Source organism: Candidatus Sulfuricurvum sp. RIFRC-1, from assembly GCF_000310245.1.
GTDB lineage: Bacteria > Campylobacterota > Campylobacteria > Campylobacterales > Sulfurimonadaceae > Sulfuricurvum.
In genome coordinates this window covers 1065548-1085991 of sequence record NC_020505.1, presented here as the reverse complement: position 1 = coordinate 1085991, position 20444 = coordinate 1065548, and the positions used below count along the sequence as shown (strand labels likewise).

Annotated in this window: 12 protein-coding genes; 3 read left to right on the top strand and 9 right to left on the bottom strand. The window is 43.1% G+C overall.

Going from position 1 to position 20444, the window contains the following annotated elements:
- Positions 1-65 precede the first annotated feature (65 nt).
- Together pta and B649_RS05515 are read left to right on the top strand one after the other, a co-directional pair.
- Positions 66-2153 carry a phosphate acetyltransferase gene (pta, locus tag B649_RS05520; RefSeq protein ID WP_015653524.1) on the top strand — a complete coding sequence of 696 codons (2088 nt, stop codon included), beginning with the start codon at positions 66-68 and terminating at the stop codon, positions 2151-2153.
- Positions 2150-3256, top strand: coding sequence for an acetate kinase (locus tag B649_RS05515; protein WP_015653523.1), 1107 nt, complete (start codon positions 2150-2152; stop codon positions 3254-3256). Before pta ends, B649_RS05515 begins: the two co-directional genes overlap by 4 nt.
- Here the strand turns inward: B649_RS05515 and B649_RS05510 are convergent.
- Together B649_RS05510 and nifJ are read right to left on the bottom strand one after the other, a co-directional pair.
- Positions 3253-4248, bottom strand: coding sequence for a dihydroorotate dehydrogenase-like protein (locus tag B649_RS05510; protein ID WP_015653522.1), 996 nt, complete (start codon positions 4246-4248; stop codon positions 3253-3255). The two genes, B649_RS05515 and B649_RS05510, sit on opposite strands and share 4 nt — an antisense overlap.
- Complete coding sequence (nifJ, locus tag B649_RS05505; RefSeq protein WP_015653521.1) at positions 4248-7814, bottom strand: pyruvate:ferredoxin (flavodoxin) oxidoreductase; 3567 nt, start codon at positions 7812-7814, stop codon at positions 4248-4250. The genes B649_RS05510 and nifJ overlap by 1 nt, the downstream gene beginning before the upstream one ends.
- Positions 7815-8004: 190 nt before the next feature.
- On the opposite strand from nifJ, the gene B649_RS05500 reads away from it, so the two are divergent.
- Positions 8005-9444, top strand: coding sequence for a pyruvate kinase (locus B649_RS05500; RefSeq protein ID WP_015653520.1), 1440 nt, complete (start codon positions 8005-8007; stop codon positions 9442-9444).
- A 23-nt stretch (positions 9445-9467) separates the two neighbouring features.
- On the opposite strand, the gene B649_RS05495 is transcribed toward B649_RS05500, so the two are convergent.
- From B649_RS05495 to B649_RS05465, 7 genes are all read right to left on the bottom strand, one after another.
- Positions 9468-10592 carry a sensor domain-containing diguanylate cyclase gene (locus B649_RS05495; protein WP_291750950.1) on the bottom strand — a complete coding sequence of 375 codons (1125 nt, stop codon included), beginning with the start codon at positions 10590-10592 and terminating at the stop codon, positions 9468-9470.
- Positions 10593-10914: 322 nt separating this feature from the next.
- Positions 10915-12558 carry an alpha-glucan family phosphorylase gene (gene glgP, locus B649_RS05490; RefSeq protein WP_015653518.1) on the bottom strand — a complete coding sequence of 548 codons (1644 nt, stop codon included), beginning with the start codon at positions 12556-12558 and terminating at the stop codon, positions 10915-10917.
- 10 nt (positions 12559-12568) lie between these two features.
- Positions 12569-14524, bottom strand: a complete 1956-nt coding sequence (gene glgB / locus B649_RS05485; protein ID WP_015653517.1) for a 1,4-alpha-glucan branching protein GlgB — start codon at positions 14522-14524, stop codon at positions 12569-12571.
- Positions 14524-15996, bottom strand: a complete 1473-nt coding sequence (glgA, locus tag B649_RS05480; protein WP_015653516.1) for a glycogen synthase GlgA — start codon at positions 15994-15996, stop codon at positions 14524-14526. The genes glgB and glgA overlap by 1 nt, the downstream gene beginning before the upstream one ends.
- The gene (locus B649_RS05475) at positions 15989-17419 is read right to left on the bottom strand and encodes a glycogen/starch synthase (RefSeq protein WP_015653515.1); all 1431 of its coding nucleotides are present in this window, start codon (positions 17417-17419) and stop codon (positions 15989-15991) included. Before B649_RS05475 ends, glgA begins: the two co-directional genes overlap by 8 nt.
- Entirely contained in the window at positions 17412-18416 is a 1005-nt protein-coding gene (locus B649_RS05470; RefSeq protein WP_015653514.1) for a hypothetical protein, read from the bottom strand. The genes B649_RS05475 and B649_RS05470 overlap by 8 nt, the downstream gene beginning before the upstream one ends.
- Positions 18409-20439, bottom strand: a complete 2031-nt coding sequence (locus tag B649_RS05465; RefSeq protein ID WP_015653513.1) for an alpha-amylase/4-alpha-glucanotransferase domain-containing protein — start codon at positions 20437-20439, stop codon at positions 18409-18411. The genes B649_RS05470 and B649_RS05465 overlap by 8 nt, the downstream gene beginning before the upstream one ends.
- Between the last annotated feature and the right edge of the window lie 5 nt (positions 20440-20444).

Sequence of the window (20444 nt, the reverse complement as noted above, 5' to 3'; positions counted from 1 at the left end):
ATCAAACAAAACTCAGATCATACGATAGTCCAAAGTTAAACATTTTCATTTAGGAGTGTGCTTTTGTGAGTGTTAAAAATCTCTATATCGCTTCGTTAGAACCTAATGCCGGATCGCTCATCGTCTCAATGGGGATCATGGAAATGCTTAAAAGCCGTGTCAATAAAATCGCTTTTTTCAGACCGGTTATTGCCGATACGTCGATTCTCGACAATGATATCCATTTTATCCTTACTCACTTTAATCTGGATCAAAAGGCTGAAAGCTGTTACGGCTTTGGGCTGGATGAAGTTGAAACACTTCTCTCTGAGGGAAAAGAGGGCTATATCATAGAACGTTTGATAGAGCAATATCATACACTGGAAGGACACTATGACTTTGTCCTTATCCAAGGGCTGGATCAAACCTCTTTTACAAAAATGCTCTCGTATAATTTCAATCACGTTGTCGCTAAAAACCTTCAAGCCCCCTATATCAGTGTCATCAACGGTAAAAGCAAATCTTTTGAACATCTCTCTCATGAAATTAGTTTGGAACGCGTATCTCTCAAACATCAGCAAGTAGAGCATATGGCCATTTTTGTGAACCGTTTAGATGAAAAAAACAACCATTTATTTCGAGAAAAGTATGATGAGCAGAGTATCCCTACTTTTTTCATGAGAGAGATCGATGAACTAGACCGCTTAAGTGTCGCGGAAGTGAAACAAGTATTAAACGCTCATCAGCTCGTCGGTGAGCCAAAAGAGCTGGAACGGAGTATCAAACGACCGATAATCGCGGCAATGAATATAGAACATTTATTAAGCCGTATTGAAGAGAATGATCTGATCATCGTTCCGGGAGATCGACTCGATATTATTTTGGGTGTATTACAGGCCAACCAATCCAAAGAATTTCACTCAATTGCCGCTATCTTACTCACAGGTGGGCTGATCCCGCCTCAGAGCATTTTAAAACTGATCGACGGAATTGAGTTTAAGACACTTCCGATATTAAGCGTCGAAAGTGATACCTATCAAAGTGCGCTGAGTGTCGATGCTATTTCCCCTGCCCTGCATCCTGAACAAACACGCAAAATTGCGCTGGCCATGGGGGCATTTATAAATGCTGTCGATGTGGAACGTTTAAGTGAACGTCTCCGCACCGCACACAGCGATATCGTTACCCCTGCAATGTTTGAATACAGTCTCTATCAGCGTGCGTATACGGCACGTAAACGTATTGTTCTACCTGAAAGCAGCGATGAACGGATTTTACGTGCGGCTGAAATCCTGCTACGACGCGATGTTGTTGATCTTATTTTATTGGGCAAACCGCAGATTATTCTCCATCAGGCAAATACATTAGGGCTTGATATTTCCAAAGCAATAATCATCGATCCGGCTGCTTCGCCCCTTATGCAACCCTATGCGGAAGAGTTTTATGAAATGCGGCGTCACAAAGGGATGAGCATGAATACCGCAATCGATTCGATGAGTCATGGCACCTATTTTGCAACAATGATGGTGCATAAAGGGGATGCAGACGGTATGGTTTCAGGTTCGATCCATACGACACAAGACACCATACTTCCCGCATTGCAGATTATCAAAACAACCCCTTCTATCTCACTCGTTTCAAGTCTATTTTTCATGTGTCTGGATACGAAAGTACTTGTCTATGCCGACTGCGCTGTCAATCAGACCCCTGATGCCGAACAACTCGCCCAGATCGCTATTGCTTCTGCATACAGTGCAAAATCATTCGGGATTGAACCGCGCATCGCGATGCTCTCCTATTCAACCGGTAATTCGGGGCATGGAGATGATGTTCAAAAAGTACGCGAAGCGACCAAAATTGTCAAAGAACGTCATCCAAAGATGCTCATCGAAGGGCCGATCCAATACGACGCCGCCATCGATCCTGATGTCGCTCGTATCAAACTACCGGGTTCTGCGGTAGCCGGACAAGCAACGATTTTTATCTTTCCTGATCTCAACACCGGCAACAATACCTACAAAGCAGTTCAGCGCTCCGCTGGTGCAATCGCGATCGGTCCGATACTGCAAGGGCTGAAAAAACCGGTTAACGATCTCAGCCGAGGCTGTGAGATTGCCGATATCGTTAATACGATTCTTATCACTGCCATCCAAGCACAAAGTAATGTCGTATGAGTATCCTCGTTATCAATGCCGGCAGTTCGTCCATTAAATACAGTGTGTATGAAACAAAAACGCTTCGTCTGATTAACCATGGATTGATTGAAGAGATTCGTAATCACCATGAGGGGTTTGAAGTGATGCGAGGTCACCTCGAAACTCACGATATCGATATCACCCAAATCGATGCAATCGGTCACCGCGTTGTTCACGGTGGTGAACGTTTTCATGAACCTGCACGGATCGATGATGATCTTATCCATGAAATTCGTTCTCTTATTCCACTCGCACCGCTGCATAATCCCGCCAATATCGAGGGAATTCAAGCCGCACGTGCTATTGCACCGAATGTTCCTAATTTTGCAATCTTCGATACTGCCTTTCATCAGAGCATGCCAGCGTATAGCTATCGCTATCCCCTCCCCCATGATTGGTATGAATCGTATCATGTACGCCGTTACGGTTTTCACGGTACCTCACACCATTATGTGAGTACACAAGCTGCCCTGATACTGCAAAAACCGCTCGAAGAACTAAATCTCATCACCTTTCATATCGGTAACGGTGTCAGTGCCTGTGCAATCGAAAATGGTCGCAGTATCGATACATCGATGGGAATGACACCGCTGGAGGGGCTGATGATGGGATCGCGTTGCGGGAGCATCGACCCATCAATCATCGGATATCTCATGCGCGAAACAAAAATGAGTATCGATGAAATCGATACTATTTTGAACAAAAAAAGCGGCCTCCTCGCTATCGCAGGAACAAATGATCTACGCAGTGTTATTGATGCAAAAAATCGTGGAAATCAAAACGCTGCATTGGCAATCGATATGTTCGCCTATCGACTCAAGAAGCAGCTCGGTGAGTATATGGCCATCTTGCGGGGGGTCGATGCAGTCGTATTTACAGGCGGCATCGGTGAACATTCACCGCTCATCCATGAAATGGTGTGTGAAGGGTTAGAACATCTGGGAATCAGTCTTGATAAAGAGAAAAACCGTGCATGCGAGACACAGATTCACGATTTAAACACGAACATAGCCCTTCTCGTCATTCCGACCGATGAAGAGCTTCAAATCGCTCTTTACGTCCAAAAGCTACTTTTATCTTAGTGCCGATAATGCTGAAGGGCATACATATAAGAGTTACGCTCATACGCTGAAGGATTATCGGTGTGAAGTAAAGAGATAGAGCCTTTCATTTGCGCTATCGAAATATATTCATGTTTTTCCATCCACTCTATCATATTAGTTAATATATTTCTAATTTCCCCCTCCCCTTTGAGTAGCAATACCGAAGCCAATGCCGTTGCATCGGCTCCGCTCATAAGGGCCTTAAGCACATCCTCTGCGCTGTGGATTCCTGTATTGGCACACAGTGAGCAGGGGAATTTATTGTAAAGAATAGCACACCATCGTAGCGTCTCACTGAGGTTATAGGAACTGGTTATATTGGCTCGCTGCAACGTGGTAAGAAGTTCCAAATCGACATCGACTACGGTGGGATTATCAAAGATACTCAATCCGCTCGCTCCTGCTTCCACAAAGCGTTTGGCCATATTGGCCGGATTGGAGAAGTAGGCGTTCATTTTCACATTGATCGGAATCGATATCTCCTGTGCGAGCATGGCAACGGTATCTACGTACATTTTTTCAACCACACTCCCCTCCAAATCGATTTCGGTAGGGATATAAGTAATATTGAGTTCCAATCCATCCGCACCGGCTTGTTCGATCTTCTTTGCGTATTTAACCCATCCTCCCGCCGATACCCCGTTAAGACTTGCGATGATAGGAATCGAGACTGACTGTTTAACCCGCTGAATTTCATTGAGATAATGGTCGGCTTGAAGATTGTCAAAATCGACCTCACTGGGAAGATAACTGATCGCTTCAGCATTCGAATCACTATGAATATGCAAAAAATGGTCAATTTGATGTATCTCATGATTAATTTCCTCTTCAAAAAGAGAATGCATGATCACTGCGGCAATACCGTTATCTTCGAGTTTTTGGATACTCTCTAAAGAGGCAGTAAGCGGCGAGGCGCTGGCGATCAGGGGATTTTTGAGGGTAAAACCCAAAAATGTGGTAGAGAGTTCCATTATTCTTCCTCCTGTGCTGGTTCATAATATTCATGTAGATTTTGATAGCGCGCGTAAAGTGATTGCGCCGTATGTGCTGCGGTAATTAAAAATGATTCGGCAGATTCTTTGTTCATTTTTTCGGCCATTTTAAAGCGTGTTTCACGGTACATGAAATCTTTGACATCGATTTTTGGCCCCTTGTAATCGAGGGTCATCGGATTTACTCTCTCTTTGATTTTATCAGGATTAAATCGGAATATCGGCCACAATCCACTCTCCACTGATCGTTTTTGCTGATCAAATCCATAACGCAGGTCATACCCGTGCGCTACGCAATGCGAGTAGGCGATGATGATTGATGGCCCATCATACTGTTCAGCTTCGATAAACGCTTTGACTGTTGCCGTATCGTTTGCCCCCATTGCAACTTTGGCGACGTAGACATTTTCATAAGCAATCGCCATTGCGGCCAAATCTTTTGGCAGCCCCGCTTTCCCCCCTGCGGCAAATTTCGCAACCGCTCCTGTAAAGGTTGCTTTGGACTGCTGACCTCCTGTGTTGGAATAGACTTGCGTATCAAGAACAAGAATATTGACATTTTTTCCGCTGGCCAGGACATGATCGAGTCCTCCATAGCCGATATCGTATGCCCAGCCGTCTCCTCCTATGATCCAAACCGATTTTTTGACAAGATAGTCCGAGAGTTCGATCAGTGTTTTGGCTTCTTCAATGCCCAACACCTCCAAGGCAATTTTCAACGCTTCCACCCGTTTGCGTTGGGCATTAATCTGAATTTCCATATGCTGATCGGCATAAAGAATTGCATCTGCCAACGAACTGTCCAGATGCGGTTTCAAACTTTCCAACAGCCCTTTGGCACGCTCAGTATGGGTATCAATGGCCAAACGAAAGCCCAGACCAAATTCGGCGTTGTCTTCAAAAAGTGAATTTGACCATGCCGGACCTCGTCCCTCATCATTTTTTCGCCATGGAGTGGTCGGAAGATTACCGCCATAGATCGAACTGCATCCCGTCGCGTTGGCGATCACCATCCGATCACCGAAAAGCTGAGAAACAAGTTTCACGTACGGTGTTTCGCCACATCCCGGACATGCTCCGCTGAATTCAAACAGCGGTTCCAAAAACTGAGACTCTTTTAGATTGCTATGGTCGAGTTTCTCTCGATCCATCTTCGGCAATGAGAGGAAGAAATCCCACTGCATAATCGCCGCTTCGCGCAACGGAAGTTGCGGCATCATATTGATCGCTTTCAGATTGGTTTCGGATTTGTTTTTTGCCGGACATACTTCGACACAAAGTGCGCATCCGGTGCAGTCTTCGACAGCGACAGAGATATTAAACATCTCATTCTCACCAAAACTTTTTCCCTTTGCCGCTTTTGCCACAAATCCTTCAGGTGCTTCGTGCAAGTAGGAGATGTCAAAAACAGTAGAACGTATGACTGAATGGGGACAGGCGAAAACACATTTGTTACACTGGATACAGGTTTCAGCATCCCACTGTGGAACCTCCTGGGCGATATTTCGTTTCTCATACTGCGTCGTTCCCGTCGGCCACGTACCATCATCAGGCATTTGCGATACCCGTATCTCATCTCCTTTAAACGCAGAAATTTTACCGATCACCTCTTCGATAAAGGGGCTCATCTCTCCTTTTAGCGTGTGTTGCAATTCACGCTGAGAGTTGACAGATAATGGAACATTGATTTCATAGAGATTTTCCAGTGTTGCATCGACGGCGGCGTAGTTCATCTGTACAATCACATCCCCTTTGGTGCCGTAGGTTTTTTGGATCGATCCTTTGATTTTTGCTATTGATTCTTCTTTGGAAAGAATCCCGCTGATGGCAAAAAAACAGGTTTGCATCACGGTGTTGATCCGCCGTCCCATATTGGAAGATTGAGCCACCTTGTACGCATCGATGGCATAGAATTTGAGTTTTTTTTCGATGATCCTCTCTTGCGTTACACGCGGCAGACGATTCCACACCTCCTCTTTCGGATACGGGGTGTTGAGCAAAAAGACCGCACCCTCTTTGGCAATATCCAGAAGATCCAGTTTTTCGAGAAATACTGCCTGATGGACCCCGACAAAATCAGCTTTTTGGATCAAATAGGTTGATCGGATCGGTTGCGTACCGAATCGTAAATGGGACGTCGTCATTGAACCCGATTTTTTCGAATCGTAAACAAAATACCCTTGTGCATAATGGTCTGTCTCGGTGCCGATTATTTTGATCGTATTTTTGTTCGCTCCGACTGTCCCATCCGATCCAAGTCCATAAAATACCGCCTGAAACTGATCGGAATTCTCGAGGATAAAATTATGGTCATACTCCAAAGAGGTGAACGTGACATCATCGTCGATCCCTATCGTAAAGTGATTTTTCGGGGATGATTTTGAGAGTTCCTTGTAAATCGAAAATATCATAGCTGGGGTGAACTCTTTGGACGAAAGACCGTATCGCCCTCCGATAATGCGAGGTATCTTAAACGGAAGCGATTCTTGGTTTTCAAACAAGGCTGTTAGAACATCATGATAAAGAGGTTCACCCAAACTTCCCGGCTCTTTGGTACGATCCAGCACCGCAATGGAATGGACACTCGGAGGAAAGGCTGCGATAAATGCTTCAGATGCAAAGGGCAAGGCTAAACGCACTTTGATCATTCCGACCTTTTGTCCTTGTGTTACAAGATAATTTACACTCTCTTCCACCGCTTCGGCACCCGAACCCATTAGGACAATGATCCTCTCTGCATCCACTGACCCGACATAATCGAATAAATTATAGGCTCGCCCCGTAAGTGCGGCAAAGCGATCCATCTCGCTTTGCACTATTTTGGGCAAGGCTTGATAATATCGGTTGACACTCTCACGCCCTTGAAAATAGACATCGGGATTTTGTGCAGTACCTCGCAAAACGGGGTGATCGGGGCTGAGGGCACGGCGTCGGTGTGCAGCAACTAAATCCTGATCGATCATCGCTTTTAAAACGTCGTTGCTCAATTTCTGAATTCGGCTCACCTCATGCGAGGTACGAAATCCGTCAAAAAAATGGATAAACGGTATACGTGAGCGCAGCGATGCCGCTTGAGAAATAAGGGCAAAATCATGCGCTTCTTGGACCGAATTAGATGCGAACAGAGCAAAACCGCTCTGTCGAACCCCCATAACATCTTGGTGATCACCAAAAATTGAGAGCCCCTGTGCTGCAAGAGAGCGAGAAGCGACATGAAATACTGTTGAGGTTAGCTCTCCTGCGATCTTGTACATATTGGGGATCATGAGCAATAATCCCTGTGAAGCGGTGAACGTCGTCGTCAGCGCACCACTTTGCAATGCGCCGTGAACCGCGCCGCTTGCTCCACCTTCGCTTTGCATCTCGTACACTGTTGGGATGGTGCCAAAAATATTTTTCTCTTTTTTTGCACTGTAGAGGTCACTAAACTCTCCCATCGGGGAGGATGGTGTTATGGGATAGATAGCAATTACTTCATTGATTTTATGGGCGACCAGAGCAACGGCTTCATTTCCATCGACGGTTATGGTAGTAGATTCAAACATAGACACACTCCCTAAGTTAAATATCCTATATAGATTGTATACTAAAAAGGTTACATTGAATCTGTATGTTAATGACGATAAAGTTGGGATTTTTCACTCTATCTGCTGAATATTTTGCATAAAATATAAAGTTGTAATCTTTCTGTCGTATTATATTATTTGCCTATAGGATCTTAAAAGGGAGAAAAAAATGGAAAAAAAAATGTTAGCAGAAATATTTGAAAAATTACTGGATTTAAACGAGAAAATGAGACTCGGCATAAATCCTAAAAAAAACAATCCCTCTTTACTCAATATGCACCACTATCTCAACCTGCGCAAATACGACTTCTCGCATCTACAAGATGATCTCACCAAAGTTGGTCTATCTTCATTTGGCCGATCACAAGCACATATAGAAGCAAGTGTTAATGTTGCCCTTGAGATACTCTCCCGCGCGTTGGGGAAAAAACTCCCTATTCAAGCCGCACATCTAAGTTATGAAGCCTCTCATCAGATCATGGATAAAAATGCCCAGATTTTTTCAACCTCCAGTGATAAAACCAAGATTATGATCACCGTCCCCTCAGAATATGATGAGAATTGGTTTAGCGATCTCTCACATGAAGGGGTTCACCTCTTTCGAATTAATACGGCACATGATAATCCAGCGGCATGGAACGAGATGGCGAAGGGGATCAAAAAGGCATCGTGTGAAGATAAAGATTTAAAAATCTACGTCGATCTCGCGGGTCCTAAAATCAGAACTTCTCTCGAAAAAATAAAAAAATCGGAGAAACCGAAAAAAATCAAGGTTTTTTACGGCAATAAAGTATTAATCCATTCAACCGGTTCATCGCTTACAGAGAAAAAATCAAAACACTATGATGCTGTTGTAGGATGCAGTTTGAGTAAAATAGGAAGTATGGTCAATGTCGGTGATCCCCTCTTTTTGGATGATGGAAAAATCCAGCTCATTATTGATGAAATCCTCGGCGAAGATATCATTTGTACTGTTTTAACCCGCAATGATGAGGGGAGTAAAATCAAGGATGAAAAAGGGATCAATTTTCCCAACAGCGATATTGCGATTCATGCCATCTGCGATTATGATCGAGAAGTTTTACCCCATATTGTTGAATACGCCGATATTATCGGTATCTCCTTCACCCAAACTCCAGAAGATATTACCGATCTCATTCAAGAGTTAGAACACTTAGGGAAAAAAGGGCAAATAGCGATCGTTGCAAAAATCGAAACCAAAAAGGGGGTACAAAACCTCCCTTCCATACTCGAAACACTCATTCAATACGGCAATTCGGGAATCATGATCGCACGAGGAGATCTGGCGATCGAAATCGGATTTGAAAATTTGGCCTATATGCAAGAAGAGATTCTTGATCTCTGTACAGCGGCTCATATACCTGTAATTCTGGCTACCCAAGTGCTAGAGAGCAAAATGAAAACCAATATCCCAAGCCGTGCCGAAATCTCTGATGTCGCTTTTGCCCATAAAGCCGAATGTGTGATGTTAAACAAAGGAGATTATGCTCTTGAAACGATCAAAATCCTGACAACGATTTTTGCCCAAATGGATTTGATATTTCGTAAAAACAAACTCCTTTACAATCCAAGTTTTCAGTGGAAGTAATCTAAAATATTGATCTTATAGGTTTAAACATTATAGATCTCTGTTCTGTTTCTACCATTCTTTTTAGCTTCATAAAGTGCTTTATCCGATTTTTCAAAAAGGGTTTTTTTGGTATCTTCGCTGGAGAGCTGCGCGATCCCGAAACTGAGCGTTAAATTATTTTCGACATACTTAAATACATATGATTGAACCAATTTACGTAGATTTTCGGCTAAATTATACGCACCGTTAATCTCTGTCGCAGGGGTCAAAATAACAAATTCTTCTCCGCCCCATCGTGCAAAGATATCTCCGTTTTTAATATTATTTTCAATAAGATGAACCATATCCTGGAGCAATATATCGCCGGCTTGATGTCCATATGTATCATTAACCAGTTTAAAATTATCAACATCAAAAATAATCAAACTTAATGCAATATTGTTGAGCTTTGAATTTGCAATCTCTATGCTAAAAATATCTTCAAAATTTTCTCGGTTGTTGATTCCGGTAAGATTGTCTTTGTACGCTTTTTGCTCCAATGTATTCGTCATGGAATAGAGTTCATCTACCTTGTTTTTCATCGCTTTATTGATATTTCGCAATTGCTGTTTAGTCTCTTCGAGCTCAGTAATATTGTGTCGGATGGCTATGTATTCTATAACGTCTCCATCCACATCCAGAATCGGGATAACCGTCGTATCGACGATATACTGACTTCCGTCTTTTTTCATATTGGTGACAACACCGTTCCAACTTTTTTTTGCTTTGATCGTGTCCCATAAATCTTTAAACGCTTCTCTGGGCATATCGGGGTGTCGAATAATATTGTGCGGTTTTCCTACGAGTTCATCTCTCGTGTAACCGGATATCTCACAAAATTTATCATTGACATAAGTAATAACCCCTTTCGGATTGGTTTTTGAGACGATATTGCTCAAATCGACCGCTTTTTTATACTCTGCTAAAAGATTAGAGTTTTCACTTTTATAATTACGGTTACTGCTTATAATCGTCTCAAAATTGGATGCCAAATCATTGGCCATCTGCAATGTAAGAGAATCAATTTCACTTTGCAGGGCAAACGAAAGGTTTCCATTTTCAAAAATGATCTGTTCAATCGCATTTTTGAGTTTTAGGATCAAGGTAAAAAGATCGGATACAGTCACATTATAATTATTTAATAATTGTAAAAATTCAATCTTTATTTGGCATTCTGAAACAGTTGCTCGCCATTCAATTACACTGATATAGCAATCACAAAACTGATAAAAAAGGTGAGTATTTTTTTCGACAATAGGTAGAGAGTGCCTATGAAGCACATTTTTAACCTCATTTTGATTCATCCAAATTTTTATAATTTCATTACGGTGGACGCGTAAAAAATAGGAGAACTCTTCACTGTTTATTATCTTAATCATATAGGCTCACTTTATAAATTTAATCATCCATGACTATTATTTTAGTGTAAAAACAATAAAATATTTCTCATTAGTGATTGTACATTTGCACGTAATATTCGTGCACCATTCTTCCCGAGTCAAATGCCGGAATCACATCAGACATGGCAGTTTTTACAATCTGTGTCCACTGTTCAGGATGATCGTAATACATCGGAATAATCTCATTCTCCAAAATGTCCATCATGTTTTTGTTGTCTTCGCTATCTTGAACCTCAATCGGTGTACTGTGATCGATCGGTGGTATCGTAAACGCATTAATACCGTTTTTCGCAAATTCAGGATGCCATCCGTCTTCTGTGGAGAAGTGTATAGAGCCATTCATACTCGCTGTCATCCCGCTCGTTCCGCTCGCTTCACGTGAAACACGCGGGGTATTGAGCCAAATGTCAGACCCTTTTTTCAAGATTCGAGAGAGTTCGAGTTCATAGCCGACGAGAACTGCCATGTTTTTGATCCCATGGCTGATGTAGATCAATTCATTAAAAGCATTTACCGCATTGGTATCAAACGGATACGGTTTCCCCGCCCATATCACCTGAATCGGTTTATCGGTCCGTTCCAAAAGTTTTTTGAATCGGGCAAAATCGTGTTTTAGAAGCCCGGGGCGTTTGTATTCGGCAAAACGTCGTGCCCAAACAACCGTCAAAATATCAGGATTAAACATTTTTCCCGTCTGATCAGCTACGACGTTGAAAAGTTCTCGTTTAAGGTGTTTTTTACGCCCGATAAGGGCATAGTCTTCGTGTTCATCAAGTGCAGACAGCATCCCGTTATCAGTCCAGAAACGACGGTTCTGAGCATTGGTAATATAAATGATTTCCGAACTTCCTTCACAATCTTTCCACATCCGATTGGCCACTTCTCCGTGCATTTTCGATACGGCGTTGGTAATCTTCGATGAACGCAATGCTCCGACGGTGAGGTTAAAATTATCTTCATGTTCCATTTTCATAATGGTGCGAACCGTCTCTAAAGTTAACCCGTTAAAAAATCCGAATTTATGGAGCAAATAAATATTGTGCTGCTCATTACCGGCATCTTCAGGGGTATGGGTGGTAAATACTACCCTCTTTTTGACCTCGTCCATATTTTGATATTTCGCATACAATTCATAAACAAGAGGGAGTGCATGTCCTTCATTCATGTGAAAAATATCAATTGTTTGCTTCAAGGCTTCCAGAACTTTTATCCCGCCGATCCCCAATACGACTTCTTGGGAAATACGGGTCTCTTCGTTGGCATCATAAAGTTTATGGGTAATGGTACGTGCCAAAAAGTCATTTTCGGGAATGTCGGTAGAGAGGAGGATAATCGGTGCAGAACTAAAGACATTCGGCGGTAAATAAAAGGCTTTAATATGGACATCCTGAGAGTGGATGTTAACCGTTGCACGAACCCCGAGGTCTTCAAGAAAATAGTAATGTTTACGGATAAATTCGGTTTCCAAACTTCGATCTTCATGTCGTGACTGATCGTAATAACCAAAACTCCATAAGATACCGACACCGACAACATTTTGACGTAGATCATACGCACTTCTCATGTGCGATCCTGACAAAAAACCTAAACCACCCGAATAAACTTTGAGGGCCTGATGGATAGCAAACTCCATCGAAAAATAAGCAACACGGGTAGCGTATTTCGAATCAAATTCATAGTCATGTAAAATCATATCGCTCTCTTTATACCGGTTTTTCTAATTGTACCAAGGGTTTGGTTTCTCTTTGTTTTAAAAATATCACTCCCAGCGGAGGGAGCGTTAAAGTAAGTGAAAACGGACGTCCGTGCATCTCTTCGTGAATACTCTTTATCGGAGTACTATTGCCGATATTCCATCCCTCATACTGCGTTGATTGGGAGTTGAAAATCTCAACATATTCTCCGCTCTCCAAAATGCCCATTTTATAATTTTCTCTCGTAGCATCGGCAAAGTTGCACACGACATAGATAGTATCCGCCGGATTATCGCTTTTTCGAACGTATGCCAAGCAGTTATGGCTGTAATCACGATCATCGATCCACTCGAACCCTTCTCGTTTCTCATCATATAGATGTAAAGCCCGCTCATCGCGATAGAGTTGATTCAGGGCAGCAATCATTTTTTGCAGACCCGAATGGAGAGGAAAATCGCTCAAGTGCCAATCAAGTGAGCGTTCAAAATTCCATTCGGCGTATTGGGCAATTTCTCCCCCCATAAAGAGGAGTTTCTTACCCGGATGTGACATCATATAAGCGTACAAGGAGCGCAGGTTTGCAAATTTCTGATTGGTATCTCCGGGCATTTTATTAATCAGAGAACCTTTCATGTGGACGACCTCATCGTGACTCAGCGGCAACATAAAATTCTCGTCAAATCCATACCACATACTAAAGGTAAGCTGATGGTGGTGGTGCTGACGGTACAGCGGATCGTAATTCATGTATTTGAGCGAATCGTGCATCCAGCCCATATTCCACTTAAACCCAAATCCAAGGCCACCGGAATCTACTGGGCGTGTTACCATCGGATAAGCGGTCGATTCTTCAGCAATCATCAGTATGTCAGGGAATGCACCATAGACACTGGTATTGAGTTTTTTCAAAAACTCGATCGCCTCCAAATTCTCATTTCCGCCGTATTTGTTGGGGATCCATTCACCTTCTTTACGTGCGTAGTTGAGATAAAGCATCGAAGCAACCGCATCCACACGGATACCGTCGATATGATATTTATCCACCCAAAACATCGCAGAGCTGATCAAAAACGACTGGACCTCATTGCGTCCGTAGTTAAAAATAATGCTTCCCCATTCTGGGTGGTATCCCTGACGCGGATCATCATGTTCATAAAGTGCCGTTCCATCAAAGTTGATCAGTCCGTGCATATCGACAGCAAAATGAGACGGTACCCAGTCCATAATAACACCAACCCCGTTTTGATGAAGCGTATCAATCAAATACATCAAATCCTGCGGCGTTCCAAACCGTGCCGTAGCGGCGAAATATCCGACGACCTGATATCCCCACGATCCAAAAAACGGATATTCGGTAAGGGGCATAAACTCAACATGGGTATAGTTCATCTCATTGAGATACGCTACGAGTTCAACGGCCAGTTCACGGTAAGTGAGATAACGGTCCCCCTCCTCTACGTGCCTTCGCCATGAACCCAAATGAACTTCATAGACGCTAATCGGAGCATTATGCGCATTATTCTTATACCGCGATTTCATCCAGTTGTTATCGTACCATTCGTAGTTCTCTAAACTCCAGACACGCGATGCCGATTTCGGAGGCACTTCGGCATAAAATCCGAACGGATCACTTTTATCGTGGACGATATTATGAAACTTGGATACGATTTGGTATTTATAGGTAAGACCCTGTTCTACCCCTTCAATAAAACCTTCCCAAATTCCCGAATCATCCTGACGCAAACGCAGAGGGTGAGTATCCGTGCTGTAATCATTAAAATCGCCCCGTACACTGACATACTTCGCATTGGGTGCCCACACAGCGAAATAGATACCTCTCTTTCCTTTATGCTCCATCGCATGAGAACCCAATTTATTGTAGAGCTTTGAGTGTGTTCCTTGCTTAAAGAGGTAAATATCCATTTCACTCAGACGTGAAACCTCATAGCTCATTGTATGATACATTATTCCCCTTTTCTTCCGTGAACGATACGGCGATAAAGCGATTCATACTCTCTCGCGGCACCGTTCCAATCGTAGCGTTGTGACATCGCATTGCGTTGCATCTGCACAAACCCGTCTCGGTCATTGTACCACGTATGTACGGCCCAGCCTACCGTATTGATGAGTGCGTCCGGTGTCGCGTCATAGAATTTAAATCCTGTACCGTGCTCTCCGTCATTATGATAGTTTTCAATCGTATCATCGAGTCCTCCCGTCGCACGTACGATCGGAAGAGTCCCATAACGAAGCGAATAGATTTGATTCAATCCGCACGGCTCAAACAATGAGGGCATTAAAAACAGATCGCTTCCCGCTTCGATTTGATGTGCCAGATCGTTTCGGTAGCCGATAAAACAGCCGAATTTATCAGGATACATCCGAGCGATATCACTAAAATAATGTTCAGCCCATTTCTCCCCTGCTCCAAGCATGACGATCTGTATGTCCAATTCCAAAAGTCTATGGATAGAAGTGGCAATCAGTTCTATCCCCTTTTGCTCAACCAATCTCCCCACCAGTCCGATGAGAGGAGCTTCTGCTCTTTGCGGTACGTTAAACGTCTGTTGAAGGGCACTTTTACAAAGCCCTTTACCACTCATATCATCACTATCAAAGGTATGCGGAATTAGAGTATCAACCGCCGGGCTCCACTCCTCGTAATCAACACCGTTGAGTATTCCATGTAATTTATATGAGTTAATATCAATAAGTCCCTCCAATCCCCAGCCGAACTCTTGCGTTCGAATCTCTTGAGCATACTTTGAACTTACCGTACTGATCGCATCGGCATGTGTAATCCCCCCTTTGAGAAGATTAACACCCCCATGTTCTTCAAGTTCGTAAAAATGATCCCAACCGATCCCTAAAATATCCATCACCCCTTTGTAAAACTTACCCTGATGCTGAAGATTATGAATCGTAAGCAATGAACCGGTATGGGCAAAAGCAGGATCATACGCATAGATAGTATTAAGCATCATCGGGATGGCAGATGTATGCCAATCGTTCGCATGGATCACATCAGGATGAAATTGGAGTTTTTTAGCCAGCTGCATCACAGAGCGCGAAAAGAAAATAAAGCGATTATCATTGTCGCGAAATCCCTCTCCATTATCATCATACAGACCGCTGCGTCCAAAATAGCCTTCATGATCAATGAAGTAAATCGGTACCTCCGTAGAAGGAAGTCTCCCCTCATAAACACCTGCCCACATTTCACCCATCACTCCCATCGGTACACCCAGTTCGCCATCCATTAACTCTAAGCCGTATTTTTCACGATCTACTATGTAGTAACGGGGCATCACGATCCGAACATCATGTCCTAATGCGCGAAGTGCCTTTGGCAAAGCTCCGGCGACATCGGCCAAACCGCCTGTTTTCGCAAACGGTACAACCTCGGATGCTGCAATAAGAATGTTGAGTTTAGGCATCGATGTCCTTCTCTTTCTCATACAAAGCCCCATAGGCTATGGCGCTTTCTCCCCAGGAAAAGTCACATCTCATATTGTGATTGATAATTCGTTCAAAATGTTTTTTATCCTCATATAATTCACACCCTTTGTTCACTGCACTGAGTAAAGAACGGGAGGTAGGGGTACTGAATATTAATCCATAACCGGAACAACTATCTTCTTGATAACTTTCCAATCGCTTCACCGTATCGACCAATCCACCCACTCTATGGACAATCGGAAGTGTTCCGTACGAGAATGCGATCATTTGATTTAAGCCGCACGGCTCAAAAAGAGATGGCATCAATAAAAAGTCTGCCGCCGCGTAGATTTGATGCGATAATACTTCATCATATCTAAAGGTAAGATGGATGTTTTTATGACTTGCCGCGAGGACATCCAAAGCTTCATGATAGTGCTCTTCCCCCTCCCCTAATAATGCGATATTACAATCCAATGCGGCAATTTTCGGTAAGGTTTCAATCAAAAGATCAATACCTTTTTGTGAGGTAAAGCGACCGATAAAAACAAAAAGAGGCTTATTGATCCCTCGAAGGGCTAATTTTTTAAGTAAATCACTCTTATTGGCTTTTTTCCCTTTGGCATCACTATAAGGTGAAATCAATGCCCCATCCGTTGCAGGAGCAAAGTGATCGGTATCGATTCCGTTGATAATTCCGGTGAGCTTTGCGTGATGAAAATGCAAAAATCCTTCCAATCCGCATCCAAATTCACCGGTTAAAATTTCCCGAGCGTAGGTTGGGCTCACAGTGGTTACCTCATCCGCATAGGCGATCCCTGCCTTCATAAAATTGACTTTTCCATAAAATTCCAAAGAACCCATTGTAAAATAGCGCTTATCAATACCGATCGATTCTAAAATAGTCGAATCAAAGATCCCCTGATAGGCCAGATTATGGATCGTATAAATGGTTTTCGGTGAAAGGGCAGGATCCTTATGTACCAGTAACGCCGCGAGCGCACACTGCCAGTCATTAAGATGAAGGATCTCATAATGTTTTTTCTTAAGTAAGGCAAAAATGGCATACGAAAAAAGGGCGAAGCGTAATCCGTTATCCTCATATCCCGCTTTAGGAGTACCGTAGAGGAATTTTCTATCACACAACATCGGTTCATAGATAAAATAGTATTCATATCCCTCAACCGTGCAACCGTAAAGTTCAATGGTGTATTCCTTTCCTCCCATCGAAATATTCAATGTCTCTCCCAGAGAGGCAATGTTATATTTGTTTCGATCAATGATGCTGTAAAGCGGCATCACGACCGTAACGTCATAAAGGTTCTTTAATGCTCGCGGCAGGGCATGTGCAACATCTGCCAACCCTCCTGTTTTTGCAAAAGGATACACTTCGCTCGCAGCAAACAACACTTTTTTAACCATGTTTTTCTCCTCGTAAAAGTTTAGCAGCCAACTCCGGTTCCACCGGATTGATCATTATCTCCGAACTCACTTCAAACCCGCCGAATCGATAAATACGAGGAAGTATTCGAATCATTAAACGCTGGCTTTCACAATCACCGATATCTTCACCTAAAGGGGGGGTCGAAACCGACAGATTAAAGGCAAATTCTCCAAGCTGTGAGTGCATCTTCTGAATGACGGAAATAAGAAGTGTCGAAAGCTGAAGGATAGATTCATCGCTGAGCGTATCGATCTGTCCGATACATTTTTTAGAACTGATCATCACTTCGAACGCAAACCCGCTCGCATACGGACAAAATGCACTAAATTCTCCACAGGATTCTATCATTCTAATCCTATGAAATTCTTCATCCTGAAGAATGGATTCCATTAATGCTTTATGATGCTTCTCGAAATACTCGTGGCATATTCTATTCATCTCTCGCTGTTTTTTAGGGATAAAAGGCAAAGCGATCAGCTGTGTATGACAATGTGCCATGGTCGCACCCGCATCGAATCCTTCATTCTTAAACAGTGAAATAAAAGTGATCCGATGATCGCGGCGCAAATCTTCAACCCTTTGGCGAAGCGTTTTAAACCATACGACCATCTCCTCATGGCTCCATTGGGACATAGAGGTATGATGCAACGGAGTGTCGATAATCACTTCATGGGCACCAAAACCGTCCCAGTACTCAAAACTACCCTTATGGAGTTGATGAGGTGCTTCTATCGCTAAAGCTTTGTAGAGATTTGGAACAACACGGGTCTGCCATCCCTTTTGGTTCGCAAACGTCTCCGCTGGACGAATGGCAAAAATCTCTTTGGGGGTCATCGCTTCATTCCCCTCACAAAACGGACATCCTTTACCCGAACTATTTTCCTCTTTGTTCGGGGAAAAATCGGGTCGATGAAGCCGCTCTTGCGCAATCAGAACATGCGTATCATTCAAAGAGTCATAACGGATTTCAGACACGCGTAATCTCCAAACTGCCTTCAAGGCTGAGAGAGCTCTCAAAATCAAAAACAAACGCAATACTAAGAGCTTGAATACTCAAATCAAATCCCTGTTCACTTTGAGAAAGGGTTTGAAGCTTGAAATAGTGCGCACGAAACACTTTATCCATACGAAAAGTGATTTTTTTCTTTAATACCGTGTCAATAATCTCAAAATTTTGAATCTCCTCAATCTCCCCGGATGCTTGGAGAGATGCACCGTTGATCAGAAGATGTTCATAATCAGAGAAATGGAAATTATGCTCCATCACATAGGTGAATCCGCCGGTTGCTTCACTCTCCAAATGCAGTCTAAAATCAATTGTTTCAGAAGCGAACGAGAAATTCTTTAAAAGTTTTGTATTCCCTTTTTTCCCTCGAAAGATCCCCCCATCACGGCTAAATGCAATGGATATTTTACTCAAAGACGATTCAAAGGGCTGGTTGGCGAAATCGCCGTATTCATGAAAATTACAATGGCGAAACGCTTCAGTATTAAAATTTTCATCGCTGATGTGGTCAATAAACGAATTTTTCAAATACCAATCATAAATAATCGCATCACGAAGCGTATCATCAAACGAACCGCTTGCATGGTGAATCGTATCAATCCCCTCTTCAATAGGTGCAGCTTTATCACCCGCTACTTCAAACAACCTTTTGTGATAGGCCTCTTTACGCCGGGTCAGAGTATTTTGATAATTAAAACACTTATCCCGAATATCGAGTTCCACCAGCTGGGCTCCATACGCCGCATCAAAACGGGCAATCAGTTTTGCGCTGACCGATTTGTATTTAGGATAGCCGTCAAGTTCATTCTCATCACATACCAATGCCTTTTTCTTACCGTAGCGGATATTTTCACACTCGATCAAATAACGATAGCTGTTGTCCCGTAAATTCGGCAGATAGAGACCTCCGAATACCCCATGCCAGAGAGAATCGTTGGTTTGGAGTTTATACAGCGGTGTTTCAAAGTCTCCCTCGCCGTTCTGATAGGCACGGGAAAGTTCAACCATCCGTTTATGTAAACGGTTACTCTCGGGGTATTTGACAAAAAAATTCTTCCAAATTCCCCCTTTGAGAAATTTTACCCCTTCACGTTCATACCGTTCCAGCCCCATCTCCTCTTTCAACGCTTCCAGAGCCAAAGCATCATCGGCTCGGAGGCTCCATTCTCCCATCTCATAATACGAAACATTTGGCAAATAGGCAATCCCGCGCGAATGATGGGATGTAAAGTACTCACCGTAATGGCTGGTTTCGATCTCATCATCGGCTAAAACCGCTTGAATGAACTTCTCCAACCACCCTTTTTTATAGACCCATTCATACGTTCCCGGCCACATACCGAATTTTTCGGCATCATCGAAGATAATCGCTGCCGAATCTTGTTGGCGGTTATACGTTTTAATGGCTTGTATAGCACTCTCAACATTGATAAAAGGTATAGCATAGCGGAGTTTTTGACTTATCGGGAATAATCCCATCGGTTCACCTCCCTCTTCGCTCATGTAATACCCATCTAACCCCTCACGATCGAATCCGGCACATTGAAAATGGTAATCGTCCATCACCGTGTATTTGATACCTGCACGATTTAGATCTGGAATCAGTGCGGATTCCCACACCCGCTCCGTGAGCCAGAGCCCTTTGGGTGTTTGATTAAACTGCTCTTTAATCGACTCATTCAGCCGCTCTATCTGCGCTAAGCGATCTCGAGAAGGGATAACACTCAAAATAGGTTCATAATACCCTGCACTGAAAAACTCAATGCTTCCATTGTGAGCTAAAGTGAGGATTTTTTCATACAATGAGGGGCGCAGCTGAGCGATTCTTTCCATAAGCCAACCACTGCAATGGACGGAAAATTTAAACTCTGGATAACGGCTCATAACCTCGAAAAAAGGCTCGTAACAGGTTTCTATCCCCATCTCGATAACCCATTCAAAATTATCCACCGGTTGATGCATGTGGATTCCCAGTAATAGTGATGTTTTCATACCCT

What these genes read in the sequence shown, in the direction of transcription:
- B649_RS05515 (WP_015653523.1), top strand. Translation starts at nt 2,150, where the DNA reads ATGAGTATCCTCGTTATCAATGCCGGCAGTTCGTCCATTAAATACAGT.
- B649_RS05510 (WP_015653522.1), bottom strand. Translation starts at nt 4,248, where the DNA reads ATGGAACTCTCTACCACATTTTTGGGTTTTACCCTCAAAAATCCCCTG.
- nifJ (WP_015653521.1), bottom strand. Translation starts at nt 7,814, where the DNA reads ATGTTTGAATCTACTACCATAACCGTCGATGGAAATGAAGCCGTTGCT.
- B649_RS05500 (WP_015653520.1), top strand. Translation starts at nt 8,005, where the DNA reads ATGGAAAAAAAAATGTTAGCAGAAATATTTGAAAAATTACTGGATTTA.
- glgP (WP_015653518.1), bottom strand. Translation starts at nt 12,558, where the DNA reads ATGATTTTACATGACTATGAATTTGATTCGAAATACGCTACCCGTGTT.
- glgB (WP_015653517.1), bottom strand. Translation starts at nt 14,524, where the DNA reads ATGTATCATACAATGAGCTATGAGGTTTCACGTCTGAGTGAAATGGAT.
- glgA (WP_015653516.1), bottom strand. Translation starts at nt 15,996, where the DNA reads ATGCCTAAACTCAACATTCTTATTGCAGCATCCGAGGTTGTACCGTTT.
- B649_RS05475 (WP_015653515.1), bottom strand. Translation starts at nt 17,419, where the DNA reads ATGGTTAAAAAAGTGTTGTTTGCTGCGAGCGAAGTGTATCCTTTTGCA.
- B649_RS05465 (WP_015653513.1), bottom strand. Translation starts at nt 20,439, where the DNA reads ATGAAAACATCACTATTACTGGGAATCCACATGCATCAACCGGTGGAT.